15 protein-coding genes and 1 riboswitch are annotated in these 18,711 nt (G+C 23.4%); of the genes, 12 read left to right on the forward strand and 3 right to left on the reverse strand.

The features are described 5' to 3' along the window. Positions 1-248: 248 nt before the first annotated feature. Positions 249-1,520 carry an MnuA family membrane nuclease gene (locus tag N9R85_RS01765; RefSeq protein ID WP_262858317.1) on the reverse strand — a complete coding sequence of 424 codons (1,272 nt, stop codon included), beginning with the start codon at positions 1,518-1,520 and terminating at the stop codon, positions 249-251. A 283-nt stretch (positions 1,521-1,803) separates the two neighbouring features. Here N9R85_RS01765 and rplU point away from each other — a divergent pair, with 283 nt between their 5' ends. From rplU to N9R85_RS01780, 3 genes are all read left to right on the forward strand, one after another. Next, a complete protein-coding gene (rplU, locus tag N9R85_RS01770) occupies positions 1,804-2,103 on the forward strand; it encodes a 50S ribosomal protein L21 (RefSeq protein ID WP_262858318.1) in 300 nt (99 codons plus the stop codon). Positions 2,104-2,113: 10 nt separating this feature from the next. Next, the gene (gene rpmA, locus N9R85_RS01775; RefSeq protein ID WP_174892985.1) at positions 2,114-2,374 is read left to right on the forward strand and encodes a 50S ribosomal protein L27; all 261 of its coding nucleotides are present in this window, start codon (positions 2,114-2,116) and stop codon (positions 2,372-2,374) included. 106 nt (positions 2,375-2,480) lie between these two features. Next, on the forward strand, positions 2,481-4,091 hold the full coding sequence (locus tag N9R85_RS01780) for a CTP synthase (protein WP_262858319.1): 1,611 nt from the start codon (positions 2,481-2,483) through the stop codon (positions 4,089-4,091). A gap of 21 nt (positions 4,092-4,112) precedes the next feature. Here N9R85_RS01780 and N9R85_RS01785 read toward each other — a convergent pair whose 3' ends face one another. After that, on the reverse strand, positions 4,113-4,850 hold the full coding sequence (locus N9R85_RS01785) for a DNA processing protein (RefSeq protein WP_262858320.1): 738 nt from the start codon (positions 4,848-4,850) through the stop codon (positions 4,113-4,115). 266 nt (positions 4,851-5,116) lie between these two features. On the opposite strand from N9R85_RS01785, the gene N9R85_RS01790 reads away from it, so the two are divergent. From N9R85_RS01790 to N9R85_RS01830, 9 genes are all read left to right on the forward strand, one after another. Next, positions 5,117-6,154, forward strand: a complete 1,038-nt coding sequence (locus N9R85_RS01790; protein ID WP_262858321.1) for a 2-hydroxyacid dehydrogenase — start codon at positions 5,117-5,119, stop codon at positions 6,152-6,154. Next, complete coding sequence (locus tag N9R85_RS01795; protein WP_262858322.1) at positions 6,147-7,169, forward strand: aquaporin; 1,023 nt, start codon at positions 6,147-6,149, stop codon at positions 7,167-7,169. Before N9R85_RS01790 ends, N9R85_RS01795 begins: the two co-directional genes overlap by 8 nt. A gap of 64 nt (positions 7,170-7,233) precedes the next feature. Then, positions 7,234-7,911 carry an NERD domain-containing protein gene (locus N9R85_RS01800; protein WP_262858323.1) on the forward strand — a complete coding sequence of 226 codons (678 nt, stop codon included), beginning with the start codon at positions 7,234-7,236 and terminating at the stop codon, positions 7,909-7,911. A 5-nt stretch (positions 7,912-7,916) separates the two neighbouring features. After that, positions 7,917-10,040, forward strand: a complete 2,124-nt coding sequence (locus tag N9R85_RS01805; RefSeq protein ID WP_262858324.1) for a helix-hairpin-helix domain-containing protein — start codon at positions 7,917-7,919, stop codon at positions 10,038-10,040. 42 nt (positions 10,041-10,082) lie between these two features. After that, positions 10,083-11,078 carry an ECF transporter S component gene (locus tag N9R85_RS01810; protein ID WP_262858325.1) on the forward strand — a complete coding sequence of 332 codons (996 nt, stop codon included), beginning with the start codon at positions 10,083-10,085 and terminating at the stop codon, positions 11,076-11,078. Between the two features lie 19 nt (positions 11,079-11,097). Beyond that, complete coding sequence (locus tag N9R85_RS01815; RefSeq protein ID WP_262858326.1) at positions 11,098-13,509, forward strand: MAG1360 family OppF-related protein; 2,412 nt, start codon at positions 11,098-11,100, stop codon at positions 13,507-13,509. 71 nt (positions 13,510-13,580) lie between these two features. Beyond that, positions 13,581-13,679, forward strand: a riboswitch (TPP riboswitch). A 30-nt stretch (positions 13,680-13,709) separates the two neighbouring features. Continuing rightward, the gene (gene cypl / locus N9R85_RS01820; protein WP_262858327.1) at positions 13,710-14,894 is read left to right on the forward strand and encodes an ABC transporter thiamine pyrophosphate-binding lipoprotein p37/Cypl; all 1,185 of its coding nucleotides are present in this window, start codon (positions 13,710-13,712) and stop codon (positions 14,892-14,894) included. Further along, the gene (locus tag N9R85_RS01825) at positions 14,894-15,628 is read left to right on the forward strand and encodes an ATP-binding cassette domain-containing protein (RefSeq protein WP_262858328.1); all 735 of its coding nucleotides are present in this window, start codon (positions 14,894-14,896) and stop codon (positions 15,626-15,628) included. Before cypl ends, N9R85_RS01825 begins: the two co-directional genes overlap by 1 nt. Positions 15,629-16,076: 448 nt before the next feature. Continuing rightward, entirely contained in the window at positions 16,077-17,249 is a 1,173-nt protein-coding gene (locus N9R85_RS01830; RefSeq protein ID WP_262858329.1) for a hypothetical protein, read from the forward strand. Between the two features lie 43 nt (positions 17,250-17,292). On the opposite strand, the gene N9R85_RS01835 is transcribed toward N9R85_RS01830, so the two are convergent. Continuing rightward, positions 17,293-18,669 (reverse strand): hypothetical protein, encoded by a 1,377-nt coding sequence (locus N9R85_RS01835; RefSeq protein ID WP_262858330.1) that lies wholly within the window; start codon positions 18,667-18,669, stop codon positions 17,293-17,295. Between the last annotated feature and the right edge of the window lie 42 nt (positions 18,670-18,711).

The following is an 18,711-nucleotide window of genomic DNA, read 5'->3' on the forward strand; positions in this document are numbered from 1 at the left end:
TATAATTTGAGTTATATTATTTTCGGTGTTAATATAATATATAATTTAATAAATTAAAATGAAAAAAACTCATATCAATAAAAAATTAATATGAGTTTTGTGTCAAATTTTATTCACCTAACTTACACATTAAATTAAATGTGTTTTTTTAACTAAAAATAATTATATAGTCAAATATTAAAGTTAAAAAACTCATAAAAGCAGGATCTAAAATTTCCTAACTTTTATGAGTTTTAATATATTTAATTTTATTTTTCGTAATCTACTCATACAAGTGTATGGTCAGAAATTTGTGAACGAATTATATCGAAGTCTTTATAGTTTTCGTGTGTCTTATAAGCTGGAGATTGTTTTCAAAGTCTAATCATTTGATTTTTATCAAAAAATCCATCGTTTAAAGAGTTTATTAAATCAAGTTTAAATCATGAATTTCTATATTTAATATCTTTATTATTTAATTTTTCGGCTTCTGTAATTATATTTAAGTTATTTTCTTTAAATAATATTTTATCATATGCGTTTGCATAACCTTTTTTAGATCCTAAACTTGTTTCATAATATTCATATTTATTATATGATTTAGCTTTATTTACTTGATTAATTCTCATATCATCATAGTAATTTATTATTTGTCTACTTTTAAAATCGCTAGATAAGAATAATTCATTATTTTGAGTTTTTATATTAGTATCACCACCAAAAATAATTGATGAATTTTGGTTTGTTAAGCTTCCAAAATAATCGAAAGCATTTGCTAATCTTGTTGCTTCAAATACTTCTTGTGTTCCTTGTCCTGAGTATTTTGATGCTTGTTCATCGCTTTTTTTCTTAACATCAGGACTATCTAAATGTCCAAATATTGTTGTTATTCTTTTGTTTGATAAATTATCTTTAAAAAGAACACCAAATATCGGACGTTTAAATGATCTTTGTACATTTTTTTCATCATTTGCTTTTTCTGTTCCGAATGATGCACCAATTTTGTTACTATTAAATTTTTCGGGTGTTAGAACAGTACTTTTATATAATATTGCAATTTGTTCCTTAGTTGCATTATTTGAACTAGGATTTGAATCGGATGTTGGTTGAATTATTGATTTTCATTTTGATGTAGAATCTAATTCGTTTAAAGTTTTTAATATTCTATCTACTTTATCTCCGTCATCGTAATTAATTTCGGTTAAACCAACTAAATCTAATTTAGTTTTAACTATGGATTGTGATATGGCTGTAACTTTTAATCCACCTTTATTTGATGTATCTCCACCGAAATTTAATATGTTTCAATGCCCAACTCTAGTAACATTTTGCGGTTTATAATAACGCACATCATTACTTACTTTTATTTTTGAGTCAGAATTGTTCATTTCATAAGCGTCATTATTTTGTGCTTCTTCATTGTTATTTTTTTCGTTAGGTTTATCCTTGATTCATTTGTAAATGTAGTAAGCACCAATTCCTAAACCTAAAAGAGTTAAACTTCCAAAAGAAAGTAAGATTTTTTTAATTATTTTAAACATATTTCTCCTTTTGTTGCTTGTTATTTGGTGTTTTTATTATATATTATTAAATTAGAAATTAATACTATTTATGACTTTTTCACAATTTGGTTTTATTATGGTTGTGTTTAATTTAACTCTAATATTAAGAATAAGTTTTTAATCAATAAAATATATATTTAAAATACTAAAAAAAATATTTTTTGATATAATGAATATGTTACTTCTTAAGTAACCGTACCAAATGGGTTTATAAAGAAGCTAAGCTCACCCTAAGGACGAGCCACTTTAATGGAGGTATTGCATGTTAGCAATTATCGAAACAGGTGGGAAACAACTTTTAGTTAAAGAAGCTCAAACAATTTTTATTGAAAAAATTGAAGCTGAAGTAGGTTCAACAGTTGAATTTACAAAAGTTTTATTAGTAGATGATAAAATTGGTAAACCTTTCTTAACAAATGCTAAAGTATTAGGTACAGTCGAAAAACAAGGTAAAGCTAAAAAAATTATTGTATACCGTCATAACGCAAAATCAACACATAAAAGAAAATTAGGGCACCGTCAACCATATACACGTGTTAAAATTACTGAAATCAAAGGATAATAACTAGAAAATGGCAAAGACAAAAGCTGGTGGATCTACCAAAAATGGTCGTGATTCGCATTCAAAACGTTTAGGTGCTAAATTAGGTGATGGTCAATTTGCAACAGCAGGTTCAATTATTTATAGACAACGTGGAACAAAAATTCACGCTGGATTAAATGTTGGACGTGGTGGAGACGATACATTATTTACAAAAATCGACGGATATGTTAAATACGAAAGCAGAAAAAATAGAAAGTATGTTTCTGTTTACACTGAAAGACAAAAATAAATTTAATTAATAAAATGGGAATAACTCATTTTATTTTTTTATATTATTTTTAATAATGCTATACTTTAAATTTAAGTAATTATAAAGTTAATGGAAGAGAGAAAAAATGAGTAAATTTATTTTTGTTACCGGTGGTGTAATTTCAGGACTTGGAAAAGGAGTTTCTGCTGCATCTTTAGGTAATTTATTAAAAGCTAGAGGCTTTTCAATTTTTGTTTTAAAACTAGATCCATATTTAAATGTTGATCCTGGAGTTATGTCGCCTTATGAACATGGTGAAGTATATGTCACTAAAGATGGAGGTGAAACAGATTTAGATTTAGGTCATTACGAAAGATTTATTGATGAAAATTTTAGTAAAGATTCAAATTATACAAGCGGAAAAATTTTTCAAAATATATTAAATAAAGAAAGAAAAGGTTTTTATAACGGTAAAACTGTTCAATATATACCGCATGTAACAGACGAAATAATATCAATAATAAAAAATATTGAAAATAAATATAAAACGGATTTTGTTATTGTTGAAATTGGAGGAACAGTAGGAGATATCGAATCTAACCCATTTATTTATTCTTTAGCACAAATGAGTTATGAAAATCGAGATAATGCTTATTTGATACATGTTACATATGTTCCTTTTTTAAAAACTTCTAAAGATTTTAAGACAAAACCGACACAATTTTCGGTTTCAGCATTAAAAGGAATGGGGGTGAGACCTAATATGATATTTTTAAGATCTGATTATTTACTTCCTGATGAAATCATAAAAAAGGTAGCTAATAGTTCACATTTACCAATTGAAAATGTTGTTTCAACACCTGATTTGAAAAATATATATGACATGCCACTTTATTTAGAATCTAAAAAAGTAGTTCAAAATATTTTAAGTCATTTTCATTTAAAAGACAAAAAACCAAAACTAAAAGAATGAAAAAATTTTGTTAAAAAAGTTAATTTACCAAAAACTAAAACAGTCAATATTAAAATGTTAGGAAAATATACTGCATTTACTGACGCTTATAAGTCTATAAATGAAGCGTTAGAGATATCTGCAATTCATTTAGGTATTAATTTGAATTTAGAATTTATAGATTCTTCTATTTTAAATTACGAAAATTTAGGTGAATTTTTTTTAAATGCTGACGGAGTTGTAATATTGCCCGGTTTTGGTGTAAGAGGTTTTGAAGGCAAAGTTTTAGCGTCGGATTTTTGCAAAAGAAATAAAATACCTACTTTTGGTATTTGTTTAGGTATGCAAGCTATGACTGTAGCACAAGCAAGACGCAAAGGAATTGCAAATGCAACTTCAAGAGAATTTGCAAAAAATGAATTGAATGAGACTTATGTCCTTGATTTCATAGAAGGGAAAAGTGAAAAAGATAATATTGGCGGTACTTTAAGATTAGGGGATTATGAAACAGAATTTATTCCTAATTCTAAAATTGCTAAGTTTTATCAAAAAAATAATATTTTTGAAAGGCATAGACACAGGTTTGAAGTTCAAAATAAATATATAAAAGATATCGAAGATGAAACGTTTAAGTTTACTGGTTTTAATCCTGAACTAAATTTAGTAGAATCATGCGAGGACCCAACACAAGATTTTTATCTTGGGGTTCAATATCATCCAGAGTTTACATCTAGACCTTTAAAACCGCATAAATTATTTATTAATTTTTTAAAGTTCGCTTTAAAAAATAACAAAACAAACTAGCCCTAAAAATACTAGTTTGTTTTAAACTTGTAAAATGCTCGAAATATAAGTTACAAGTTTGGCTCCTGATTTAATCAATTGATTGTTACCGTCTTCAATATCTACTCCCGGAAAACAATTAATTTCTTTTCCGTAATTTAAAAAACAATTAATTAAATTGTTTGTTTTTGAATTTTTTTGCATAGAAAAAGATAAGAATTTATCGCTAATTAAACTTGCAATATTATTTGTTTCATAAAAATGTCTTATTTTTGCATGAGTATTTGGCGGGTATATGCTAATAACTAATTCATTTATTGGATTAAAGTTATTAAAATCATAAGAGTCTAATCCTTTTTGAGCAAAGTGTATTATACGTCCTTTATTATTTCTAAAATAATTAACTATTTTTCTTTCGGTTTTTGCGTAATCGCAAGTTGTTATTACAGCATCGTTTATTATTGTTTTGTGGTTATTTAATAAATATTTGTTTGTAGTAGTGTTTCAAATTTCATTAATAATATAAATTTTATTATTAGTGTTTAAAAGATCAACATTACCTTTATAAAATAGACAAATCAGTGGTTCTTTGAAATAGTATAAATTTTTAGGATAATTATCATCTAAAATAGTTAAAAAATTAATACCATTTTGTTCTAATATTTTTATATATTCTTTTTCGATGTTTTTGTCAATTTTTTCATTATTTTTAATTGCGTTCATTATTGATTTATAGTCGTTTTTGTATTTTATTGCAAAATATAAAATAATATCATTCATTTTTACCCCCAATTAATAAGTGTAAAAAAAATAAAAATGAACTAAAATTATTAAAATAAGACCTAAAAATATTCGATTTCAATTTAAAAAAATAAAATTCAAATTTTAAAATTGAATTTTATTTTTGTTATTTAAATACAAAAAGTAATTAATTTTTGATTTAGTTTATATATTATAAAATTAATAATTTCAATTATAAAAACAAATATTTTATATTATAATTTAATAAAGTTTGACAAATTACAAAATATAGGAGTTTATTTATTATGAAAATAGCATTTTTTGATGCAAAAGATTATGACATTAAATATTTTGATAAATACAATAATAATAGACATGAAATTACATATTTTAAAGAAAATTTAAATTTAAATACAGTTTCTTTAGCTAAGGGATATGATGCAATATGTGGTTTCGTTAACACTTATGGTGATAAAGTTATTTTAGAAGTGTTATCAAAATTAGGTGTTAAATATTGATTACAAAGATCAATGGGATACAATAAAATTGATATTAAAAAAGCAAACGAGCTTGGTATTAAAGTTTTTAGAATTTTTAACTATTCAGCAGAAAGTGTTGGTGAATTTGCTTTTGCTACAATGTCTGCATTGAACAGAAATTTACTACTTGCTAACCAAAGAGTTGAAAAATTTAATTTTTCATTAAATAGTTTAGATGGAAAATGTATCGCAAATTCAACAGTTGGTATTATTGGTTCAGGTAAAATAGGACAAACATTTATTAAAATAGCAAGAGCTACTGGTGCTAGAGTTTTAGTTTTTGATGCTTTTGCAGAAGAAAACTTCCCAGATTTAGCTAAAAATATGGGATTCGAATGAGCTTCACTAAGTGAATTATTATCACAAAGTGATTTTATATCAATACACTGCCCATTATTTAATTCTACAAAGCATTTAATTGATGAAGCTGCTGTAGAAAAAATGAAAGAAGGTGTTATTATTGTTAATACAGCTAGAGGTGAATTATTACATATTCCTGCTATCTTAAAAGGCCTTAAAAGCGGAAAAATTAAAGGTCTTGCAAGTGATGTTTTAGAAAGAGAAGAAGGAAGGTTTTACGAAGATGTTTCTTCTAGAATAGATGAATTAAAAGAACTCGATCCTGAATGAAAAGAATTAATCGAGTTACCAAATACATTAATAACATCACACCAAGCATTTTTAACAGATTTAGCATTAACCCAAATTGCTAAAGTTACACTTGATAATGCAGACGCTGCACAAAAAGGAGATTTCGAAAATTCATTAGTTTTAATGGATAACGGAAAAATTAAGAATGGATAATAAGGTAGAAGCAAAAAAAGTTTCACTGTTTAAAAATTTATTTAGTTTTTTTAAGATTTCTCAATCTAAAAGAGAAAATGCTGAAAAACCTAAAGACGTGAGGACTTGAATAATACATGGTATTTCTGAATTAATAGGAACAATATTATTGTCACTTTTATTACCAGGTTTAAGTACAACTGTAGGACAATTAAACAATAAAGCAGTTGTTATTGAAGAATATTTATTACACCCAATTATTGTTGGTTTTTATGCTGGTTTTATTGCGGTTGGATTAGTTTTATTTATATTTTTAAGATTTAGTTGTGATCTAAACCCTTCTGTTTCGTTATTTAGATATTTAAACGGAACAAATAATGGTTGATATACATCTTATAAAATATCAATTCAATTTTTAGGTGGTTTTATCGCTGGTTTAATTATTTATGGAGTTGGTAGTTCAACTGCTCCTGAAGGGTTTTTATACAATCAGCCAATAACCACTATAGGAGCCGCTAAAAAAGCTTTCCATTTATTCCAAGGTAGTTCAAGTATTTCAACAATGAGTACAGCTGGAACATTTTGAATTTTATTTGTTGAATTATTTATGACAGCAGTTTTATTATTCCCGATTTTTTCACCAAATATAAATAATAAATATCGTGATTTATTTATTATGTTTATTATTTCAATGAGTGTTTGAATGGGTATATTAGGTGGTTCTGCAGCTATTAACCCTGCTAGAGGTCTTGCTCAACAAGTTTCAACATTATTTATTCAAAATCTAGATACTGCTAATATATCAGTTAATTCTCTTGTATCTGCAAATGGTTTAACTATTGCTCAACAAAAAGATGCGGTTATGAATTCAGTAATTTCTGCTACTATAACAATGATTTTAGCTGATTTACTTGCTCCTGTATTCTACATTTTTATACAAGGTTTAACTAAATATATCGTTAACCCGTTTGTTGTAAAAGTAATTGCATATAAAAATTACAAATCACAAAATATGGAAAAACCATCTAACAAATAATAATTAAATATCTCAAATTGAGATATTTTTTATATATAATATTAAATATATTTTTAGGAGAACAATGAATCAATATACACACTATATTCTAAGTATATTTTTTATTACTTTATTTGGTTTAATATTTATTATATCGCTAGGATATTATTTCTTTTGAAAGTATTTCATAGATTATAAAAAAAATAAGCAAGGTTTCTTGTTTGAAAGTGTAATAAATAAAAAAATAAAAAAAATAATTGATAAAAACACATTTATTTTTTCTGAAGGTGGAATTTATTCATATGATAATAAAAAATATGAATTAGATGGTTTTTTAGTCAGTGATTCAATGATTGTGGTATGTGAATATAAACTTTATAACGGAATATTGTCTGGTAATGCCAGAAACGAAAAAATATTTTTAAGTATTGGCAAAAAAAGAAAAATGAAGGTTAAAAATCCTATTTTTCAAAATGAAAATAATATTAAACATGTTTTAAAAATGTTGAAAAAAAATATACCGTATGCATCATTGGTGATTGTTCCGGAGAACACAAAAATAGAGATAAATGATATACCTAGTCATGTTTTATTTATTAATTCAGATAACATAGAAGAAACGATGAATAAACTTATTTTATCATCGCAAAGATTACCTAAAATTATTAATAATGAAGATGTCAAGAATTTATTCAATGCAATGAAAATAAAAACTACTAGAGAAAAAATAAAATTTAAAAATATGTTAAGAAACAAAAGGTAAAAAATATGAATAAAAAAACAATTGAAGAATTAGAAATTGAACTTAAAATAAGTAAAAAAAGTATCGAAACAGTTTTAAAAATGTTAAATCAAGGTAATACAGTCCCCTTTATATCTAGATATAGAAAAGAACAGACGGGAGGACTAAACGAAGAACAAGTATACGAAATTGAAAAAAGATATAAATATGTTAACGAATTGTTAGAACGTCAAGAATCAATAATCAATATTTTAAAAGAAAAAGGTTTATTAACTAAAGAAATAGAAAATTCTATATTATCTACAAAGGTTAAGTCAGATTTAGAAGCCATTTATGAACCATTTAAAATAGGAAAAGTAACAAAAGCTACAACTGCTATTAAATTAGGATTAGAACCATTAGCAAAATTGATTTATGATAATAAAAATCCTAATTTTAACAAAGAAAAAGAAGCTGAAAAATATTTGAATGATAATATTTCAACAGTTGAATTCGCGTTGGAGCAAGCAAATTTTATTATAGCTCAATGAATATCCCAAAATGTTCAACTTAAGACATCAATTAAAGAGCAAATTTTAAAATACGGTTTAATTGCTACTAAATTAAAGAAGAACGCGACAGATGAAGGGGAAAAGTTTAAAATTTATTATGATAAAAAAACTCCAATTAAATACATAAAAAATCACAATATTTTGGCTATAAATAGGGCGGCAAAACTCAAAATAATTACAATTACATTTGAATACAATCAAGAATATTTATTAAAAACAGCATTATATTATGTTGATAGGAAACAAATAAATAGAAACAATATTCTTGAAGCTGTAAATGATTCTTTAAAACGTTTAATTTTACCATCTATTGAAAGGGAGATTTTTAGTGATTTATTTAGCAAAGCAGAAGAGTCATCAATTAATATTTTTGCTAATTCAGTGGAAAAATTATTAAAAGCTCCGGCGACGCAAGATAAGGTAGTTTTAGCAATTGATCCAGGTTATGCAAATGGTTGCAAAATGGCGGTTTTAAATCCTAACGGTGATTTCATAACTAAGCAAAAAATGTTTCCGCATAAACCACAAGAAAAAACAGAATTATCTAAAAAGATAGTTTTAGATTTAATAAGAAAACATAATATTGATATAGTTGTGATAGGAAATGGTACAGCCTCACGTGAAACAGAAAAGTTTATTGCTGATTTAGTTAAAGAAAATAAATTAACTATTAAATGAACTATTGTTTCTGAAGTTGGTGCAAGTATTTATTCAGCATCTAAAGTTGCTATCGAAGAATTTCCTGATATGTCAGTCGAAGAACGAAGTGCTATAAATATTGGTAGAAAATTTATCGATCCTCTTAACGAACTTGTTAAAATAGATCCTAAATCTATTGGTGTTGGTCAATATCAACATGATGTGAATCAAAAAGAATTGGAAAATTTTTTAACATTTAAAGTTCAAAAAGTTGTTAATGAAGTAGGGGTAGATATCAATACAGCTACTAAATCTATATTAACTTATATATCAGGTCTTAATTCAACATTAGCAAATAATATTATTGATTTTAGAAAAGAAATAAAATACTTTTCTAATCGTAATCAATTAAAAAAGGTAAAAGGTATAGGTGATAAAACTTTTGAACAATCTATAGGGTTTTTAAGAATTTTCAATTCTGATAATTATTTAGATAAAACATTTATACATCCAGAATCTTATAAACTTGCCAATAAAATTATTGAAGATTACAATTTAGAACCAAACGAAAACGGTATAGACATTTCGTTTCTAGATATAAATACTTTGGTTCAGAAATATAATTCTAATAAATTTGAAATAGAAATGATTTTAGACGCATTTAAAAATCCTCTTAAAAAAATAGATAATAATAAGTCAGGGTTTTTATTAAAGGATTCTATAGTTGATCTTGAACAACTTAAGACAGGCTCAGAAGTAGTCGGAACAATAGAAAATATAACTGATTTTGGGATTTTTGTTTACATTGGTATTAAACAAACATTGTTTATTCATTTAAATGATTTAAATTTACCTAATAATGTAGAGATATTTGATCAATATTATCCTGGAACGACAATTAAAGCAACAATTTTAAATATAGAAAAAGATAGAAATAGGTTGAGTGGTAAAATTGCCTAACTAAGGGTTATTAAATTACACAAAATAATGTAAAATAAAGATATGAAAACAACAAACAATAATATCGAAACAAGCTTTAAAAAATTTAGTTTATTTCCAAAATGAACAATCAAAAAAATGGTGTTTGTTGCTATTTTAATTGCAATTTCGGTTAGTTTTACAATAATAGTCGCACAGCTTGTACCGATTGTTAATTTACCAACATATAAATTTTCATTTATTGGTTTGCCTGTTAAAGTTTCTGGTTTTATTTTTGGTCCTATGGTAGGCCTTTTTGTCGGAATAGTTAGTGATTTTCTTTCTCTATTGTTTATACCACCCGCTGGTTATAATCCTTTTTATACATTAGCTACAGCCATTAATGGTCTTATATCAGGTATATTCGGATTTTATTTTATAAGCATTATTAAAACTGCATATAGTAAAGAATATTTAATACAAAAAACAATGAGAAAAATTAATTTACTATCAATTAAGTATCATGAGGCTAAACTAAAAAATAATGATATTTTTGCTGAGAAAATTGCTTTAAAAATTCTAGAATTAAATTCTAGAAAAAAATATGTAGCTAGTGAAAATGCATTGCAATATCAAAAAAATATTTATTTATTTGTATCGATATTGCTTATTATTTTAGTTATAGCTATTAATACTTTGGTTGTTTTAAATATGCCTGAAAAAGTTATCGATAATGGTATTATTCAAAATAAATATTGATTAATAGGTATTATGAATGCAGGTTTTGTATTAATGATTTTATTTATATTTATTGGTAGATTTACCATGAATACAAATACATATTTAAATATAGTACCCATAATTGTTTTTAGTGCTTTTTTAGAGTTAATTAATGTTCCAGTTCTTTCTTATGCCGATCTTCTTTCTTTAGGAAGTGGTGATATTAAAGATATTTTCATATGAATTTCTCAACATATTTTATCTAGTCCAATTAAAATTTGATTTAATACTTTTGTAATTTTCTTTACATATTCAGTTATTAGTAAATTAGTTAACAAAAATGAAGATTTAGTTTATTAAAAATGAAAGCGATTAGTTAATGAATAATACAAAAAATATTTTTTCAATATTTAATTTATTTGAGAAAAATAATAAAAAATCTTTTTTCTCAAATAAGAAAAAGATTTCTCTTGTGAATCCAATTGATATTGAGCAATTAAACGTACAAAGCATGAAAACTTTTTTTTATATTTCTAATAACAACAAAAGTATTACATTTGATAATATTTGAAATTCAATAAAATATAATAGAAATACTCAAATATCATTACGAGTTAATAAGAAAGATGGTGATGTAGAAATTTTAAATGATAAGAAAGAAATATTAAATAGTATTTTTATTTTTAATACAGTAGATATTAGTGATGAAAAAGATTACAATCTTCCCCTAGTTGAAATGTGAAACACTTGTTTTAAAGATGTTAATACTTATTATAAAAAACAAAAAACATCTAAGATTTTTGATAATATCAGTCATCATAATACTAAAAATTTATTTTCTAAAACATTACTTTTACATTTTGAAAAAATTATAGATATAAATCAAAGATCAGAGAGAGCTTTTAAAAAATTGTATAAAAAGTTTTCAAATACAATCGAAGAAATTAATATAGATTTATTTCAAGAAATGCTTAATTTATTTGAAAAAAATATTAAAGATTATTCTTTAAGGATATTTGCCCAATATATAGATTTATTTAAAGAGCTGAAGGAAAATGATAATTTTTTAAATAAAAATTATAAAGATTTAAACGAAGTAAAAGAAGAAGAAAAAATAATTGAATTAAAAAATAGACTAAAGGCTTTAAATAAAATAAGAAAAAGTTCGATAGATAATATTACAAACCAATATAGAATCGATAGGATTTCAAAAGAAATAAAAATTATTAACAAATTAATTTCCAAAACACGTATCAATTCTAAAAGTTATATTTTTAATGTTATTAAAAAATATAAAAACAAAAATAGAAATTTAAGTTATAAAATTAATATTTTATCTAAAAAACCAAATTCTTCCGTTGTAGAATTATTTAATATGATTACTTTTAATAAAAAAATAATATATTTTTGAGAAAAATACAAAGATAAATTATTGTTTTTAAATTTAGAAGAATTGGAAACTCTTGATAAACATTTAAATAATGAGTTTCACTTAATTTTAATGTCTAACAAAAACAAAAATATAATTAATATTTATAGAGATTATATACCTTATGCTAATATTGATAATTTTATTTTTAAATCAAAAGAAAATAAAAACAATCTTAATAAAACATTAGAAAATTTAAACAAAGAATTAAATTTAGAAAAAAATAAAATTTACACTCAGTTTACAGATTATAAAGATGATATTAAATTTCATGAAATAAAGCAAAAAATAAATATGTCTATTGCTGAAACTAATTGAGTTAAAAAATCTAGTAATAATCTTTTTAATAAAACAATAAAAGTAAAACAAAATAAATTCAAAAGATTTAAAAGAAGTTATAAAGTTTTAAATGATATTATTGAAAAATGTTATTTATTAATACAAGAAAATCATTGTAATAGTAGTTTTTTAAACGAATTAAAAAATAGATTAAAAAATATAGATGAAATTTTACAAAAATTTATAAAAAAATCGGAGTTTTATAATTTAATTATTGAGATTTCACAATTTACAAATTCGAAAAACTTTATTACTAAAAAAGCAGAAATATATTATAGAACAATGTTGATTTTTATAAAAACATATGAATCTATTTCTATTAATATTCAACAATTCTTAGAACCTTTTAATAATTTGAAAATAATAGAAAGAACTAAGTTTAAATTGATACCATTTTGATTGTCAAAGAATAAGTTAATTTTTGTAAATGATACTTTCAATATAATGAATTTTAGCGACAAAAATGAATTATTAAGGATATTATCTATATTATGTGATAATATAAATACACCATTTATTTTTGTTTCAAATGATTCACAATTGATTCAAACTGGAACATTTGATGAAATACATATTTTTAATGATTATAAAAACGTTGAAGGATTTAAGTTTCCTGAAGGTCTTATAGAGCCGAAATCACTATTTACAAGAAAAATTTTAAAAGGTGAAGATATCGGAAATAAAGTCTATGAAATAAATTTTGATGATAAAATTTTTAAAATAAATAGCGAAACTAATCACTATGTTTATGTTTCCTCTGAAGAATATAAGAGTATCATAAATAAACAAAAAGAAAAAGAAAATCAAAATCTTGATTCAACAATAACAAAAACTTCCGAACACAACTTAAGCAATACTAATTCGATGTTTTATAATTTAGAATTTGAAATACCTATTTTAGAATATTTAAATTATACTAAGTCAATACATTTATCTACAAAAGAAAAACAAGAAAAAATAAACGAATATTTAGAATGAGAAAAAAATAATTATTCTTTACCTATCGAAAAAGAGGATTTTTAAAAAATAAAATGTCAAATGTAAATTTTGACATTTTATTTTTACTATATTAATTTATTTAATATATAATTTATTACAAAGGACAGAGGTACTAAAAATTATTTTTTGGTTGAGAAATACTCTTATTAACTGATCTGGTTAATACCAGCGTAGTGAGTCTATATTTTTTAATACCCTTTTTAGTCCTTGTAAAAGGAGTTATTTTGAAAATTAAATTTATAAACAAATTATTTTTTGGTGGTATTATTTTATCTATCCCATTAGTTGCGTTATCTTGCTCTAATAATAACCACGAAAATTCTAATGAAATAAAATTATCTATTTATTCAGGAATAGAAAAAGGTAATTTGAGTGAAAAAGAATATAATGATCTTTTATTGGATTATAAAAACCAATATAATCAATTTATTTTAGATCTTAATAATGAATTAAAACTTATAAATCCCGAATTAAAACTAGATATTAATATAAAGGGAGAAGAAACATACGAAAACCAAATACAATCTATACAAAAAGGCGAAACAGATATAGTTTTTCTTAATTCAGCTAGTATATACGAAAAGAAAGATGATTTACTTAAAAGATCAGGTGGAAAATTATTTCTTCAAACTTATACACGTAGATTTGAAGGACAAAACTCTAATGAACAAATTTATGTCGATGGTTCAAACAATGATCCGTTAAGAATCATTGCGAACAATGAATATGAGGTATATAAAAACAAAGATAATTTCATCGACTCTTGAAATGGTGCGATTTATGAAAATTTATATCAAACCAAGGAAAGTTTAACACCGTTCCAAAGAGGTGTTATTATTCTCGTTGCGGACACAAAAACAAAAGATGAAATAATCAAAGCATGAAATGATAAAGATTATGAAAAATTTATCTCTTACGGAATAGGTATTGGTGATCAAAGTTCAGGAAGTAAATATATATTACCTCAAGCGTTATTCAAAAAACATTTTGGTAAAAATTATAGATCTTTTTTGAATTTGAAACAAGATCCTAACACACAATCGTTTATAAAAACCGCTAAATTTAAAGATAAAGATATTGAAAAAAAACTGCATATATTTTTAGATAATGAAGGAAGATATGCATATACATCAAAAAGTAAATTAAAAGACTACTATCAATCAGATATGCGGCCAAACGAAAATATTTATTTTTTAACAGTAACTGATGTATTTCCTTATAATGTTGGATTGAAAAGTAAAAGAATTAGTGATGATCACGCATTCGATATAGGTAGAGCTTTAATAAATTTATCCAAAAAAGGAAAAGATATTTTTGGAACATCGAATGGGTTCAATGGTTATAAATTAATTGAAGATGCCGATAAAGAATTTTGAGACGTGATTAATGATACTTTAGGGAAAAGATAGTGATAGAATATCAAAATATTAATCTTAATTATGGTCAGAAAAAAATAGTTTCTGATATTAATTTAACTTTAGAGTCAAATAAGGTATATGGAGTTATAGGTAAATCCGGAAGTGGAAAAAGTACTCTTTTATACTCTTTTTTTGATTGATCTATAATAAACTCGGGCAATTTTATTGTTGATAACAAAAATAAAAATAATATGAATAAAAAAGAAATTTCCATTTTCAAAAAAAGTATTTCTCTTTTAGAAGCTAACAATAATTTTATTGAAACAATAACCTTTTTTGAAAACATATTATTGTCATACAAGCATTATAAAAATTATTTATATAAATTTTTAAGAATTTTAACAAAAAATCAAAAAAATGCACTCTTTAATTTGCTGAAAGAATTTGGTATGGAAGAATATGCTTTTGTGAAAATTTCTGATTTATCTACTGGTCAAAAACAAAGATTAGCTTATATTAGCGCAATATTTAATGTTCCTTCAATCCTCTTATGCGATGAGCCTACTAGTAATTTGGATAAACTAAATACAAATCTAATATATGAATCTATACAAAAAAATAAAGAGAATCGGATTACTATCATATCGTTGCATGATTTAGATAGTGCAATTGATTTTTGTGATAATATAATTGCAATAAAAAACGGAAGAATAGAGAAAATATTTAGTAAAGAAATGTTTGATAAAAAACAATTAATGAGTTATTTTGATACAGAAACAATTTAATAACAATATTAAAAAAAGAAAAATCTGAAAAATTACATTTTATTTGATTTCGATTTTACTTTTTTTGATTTTTAGTTATTTTTCTTCTTTTTTTAACTTTTATGATAACTATTCTCTTGTTTTAGAGAGGTTTTCAAACCTATTTAAATTTAAAAATGTAGATAATGATAATGGGATTAACAATTTATGATTGTCTAATTTGAGACTTCTATGAATTACTATAAAGACTACAACAACTGGTACTTTGTGTGGATTAATTTTAGCTTTTTTTACATCATATATAAATGCAATCAATTTGCACAAAAAAATCTCTTTTTCATTAATTATAAAATTTCTTTTATCAATACTAAGAAGTTTTCCGATAATTATCTTCATTTATTTTTTTAAAAAAATTTCCACTCTAAATTTAACTGCTTTTTTAATATTTTTTTGGTCTACATGACTATGAATGCACCGATATTTTAATGATATTATTGAAAATTCGGAAGTTAAAAAATACTGAACTGAAATAAATTTACGTAAAAGTAAGTTTTTAAGTTTTTATAAAAATGTTGTTTTAAATAATAAAAATAGATTTATTATGAATTCTCTTTTGGCTTATGAATCAAATGTTAGATGATCTTCAATTCTAGGATCTATAGGAATTTACGGAATAGGAATTTTTATAGATGCTTATAAGGAAAAATTCGAATATTTATCTATAAGTTTATTTTATATTATTATATTGCTTATTTTGCTAGAATTATTTCTTGTTCTTTTTAATAAATTTATAGGAATAAGAAGTTCGAAACAAACAAAGAATATAAATTTTAATAAAACATTTCAATATAATTACAAGAAATTTATTTCAATTATTTTATTAATTCTAATTTTAATAGTTTTCATTTTTGGGTTTATTGATTTACTCAAAGACGATTTTAGCTTAAATAATTTTAAAAAATATTTAGTTAGTTTGTTAAGTTCTGATTTTAGTTATCTAAAAAATAATTGAACTTTTTATTATATAGATTATGTTTGGGCGTTTATATATACATATCAGGCTATTTTTTTAGCAGTAATTTTTTCAATTTTATATTCTTTTTTAATGGTAGAAAAATTATTATCTTTAAAAGTTACTATATTAGCTAAATTTCTGATTATTATTTTAAAATCAATACCTGCAATTGTTTACTTTTATTTTATTATTATTTTATTTTCTCAAGAAACAACGTTTATTTTTATGCTAAGTGTAATAGCTTTTAGAGCATTAAGTAAACAAATTGCAGAAAAAGTAAATTCAAAAATAAATAAAAAAGTATTAACATTAATATCTTTAGGTTTTTCTAAATGAAAAATTTATTGAATTTATTTACTTCCTCAAATTAGGAAAGATATTTATTCTTTTGTATTTTTTGAATTTGAAGGCACTTATAGAAATGCAATTAATTATGGTATTTTTACTGGAGTTATATCTATAAATTCTAATATTGAACATTTTGAATCTAGAGATAAATACGAATTTATATTACCTTTAATGCTGCCTTCAATAATATTTTTTGTTATTTTGGAATTTTCTTTATTTTTAATTAAATATAGAACAAGAATTAAAAAACATTTTAATTTAAGTGTTATCAAAAAATAAACCTAATATTGTTAGGTTTATTTTTTAAAAAGAATTTTTTGTATTACATATTATCAATTAATTCTAAAATTGGTTTAGTTGCTTTTTTATAATAATTTGATAAATGAAGACTAAAAATAACCAAATCATCAATAACATTTAAAATACTTAAAGATGTATAATCGCTAATTTCGTGATCATTATTAATTATTTGCTCAAGGTATTCATTATTTAAAACTAAAACATCATCATCCTTACTATCTTTATAGGCTAATAATGCATATAAATTATTGTTTTGTGCATAAATAGATGAGCTTTCTATTGCATATCCTTGACCAAAAAGTTTATTATTTTTAAAATTTTCTAACGCAATAATGAGATTGTTTTTTTCAGCATCATTAATAGAGTTTTCACTTCTTAATTTAAACATTATATTTATATCTAAACTTTGAGTTTTAGTGGGTACTAAACTAATTTCGTAACCTTCATTGATTATATTGAAGTGATTTAGTATTGAAAAGTTCGGGATATTTTTTTCGTCATTGATAACAAATTTATAAAAAACTAATCTTTTAATATCGTTATTTATTATCGGTTTAATCGCATCTCTCGCTGTTTCGTTTTGTATTTTTGTGTAAGAAGTGGAATCGTATAAGTTATTATTTTCAACAACATCTAGATTTTGTATTTCCACAAGATGATTGTTTATTGTATATATTTCACATAATCCTACGTCTATTAATTTATTTTGGTGAGAAATATCAGGATAACTAAGTAAATTAAAGTGTTTAATTGCACCTTTGCTATCTAAATATTTAACATTATTTTGATTATTTAATATTATTTTTTTTATTTCTTCAATGTTGTAAGTTTTATTTTTTATTAACTGAAAAGCATATTTTTCTATTTCTTCGTTTGTTTTTGAAGCTATTTTAGCATTTTTTCTTTTTAAAACAAAAAAAGCTATTGTTAATATTACGAATAAACTTGTTAAAATTCCTGAAGGAATAACACCATAATAAATAATTAACATGCCTTGTACAACACTTTGAATAATATTATTTAAATTTGGGATAAATGCAAATAATATTAATGTAATTAAAGATAAACTAAATAAAATAGAAAATACTAGAAAAGTTATGTTAAGTTTTTTAAATTTAATAGACTTTTTAATTGATAAATCTACTTTAGAGTAATTGTCTCTTACGAATTTTTCATCAATATTATTAAAAATATTATCTAATATATTTTTTTTAGTATTTTGAAATTCCTCTATTGAGTTTTGTTCTTCTTTTAAAGATTGTACAGTTTCGTTTGAAAGTGAATAAACGATTTTATTATCCAAGTACCTTAATAAAGGTCTATCGCCTAAAAAAATAGATAGATTTTGGCCTATATTTTTCTGATCTTCTTGTTTAAAGTTTGAATTTGAATTGTTCATGTATCTCCTTAATTAAATTATAAAATAATTTAGAGTTTTCGC

It is taken from the genome of Mycoplasma sp. CSL7503-lung, assembly GCF_025515455.1.
In the GTDB taxonomy this organism is placed as follows: Bacteria; Bacillota_I; Bacilli_A; order Mycoplasmatales; family Metamycoplasmataceae; genus Mycoplasmopsis.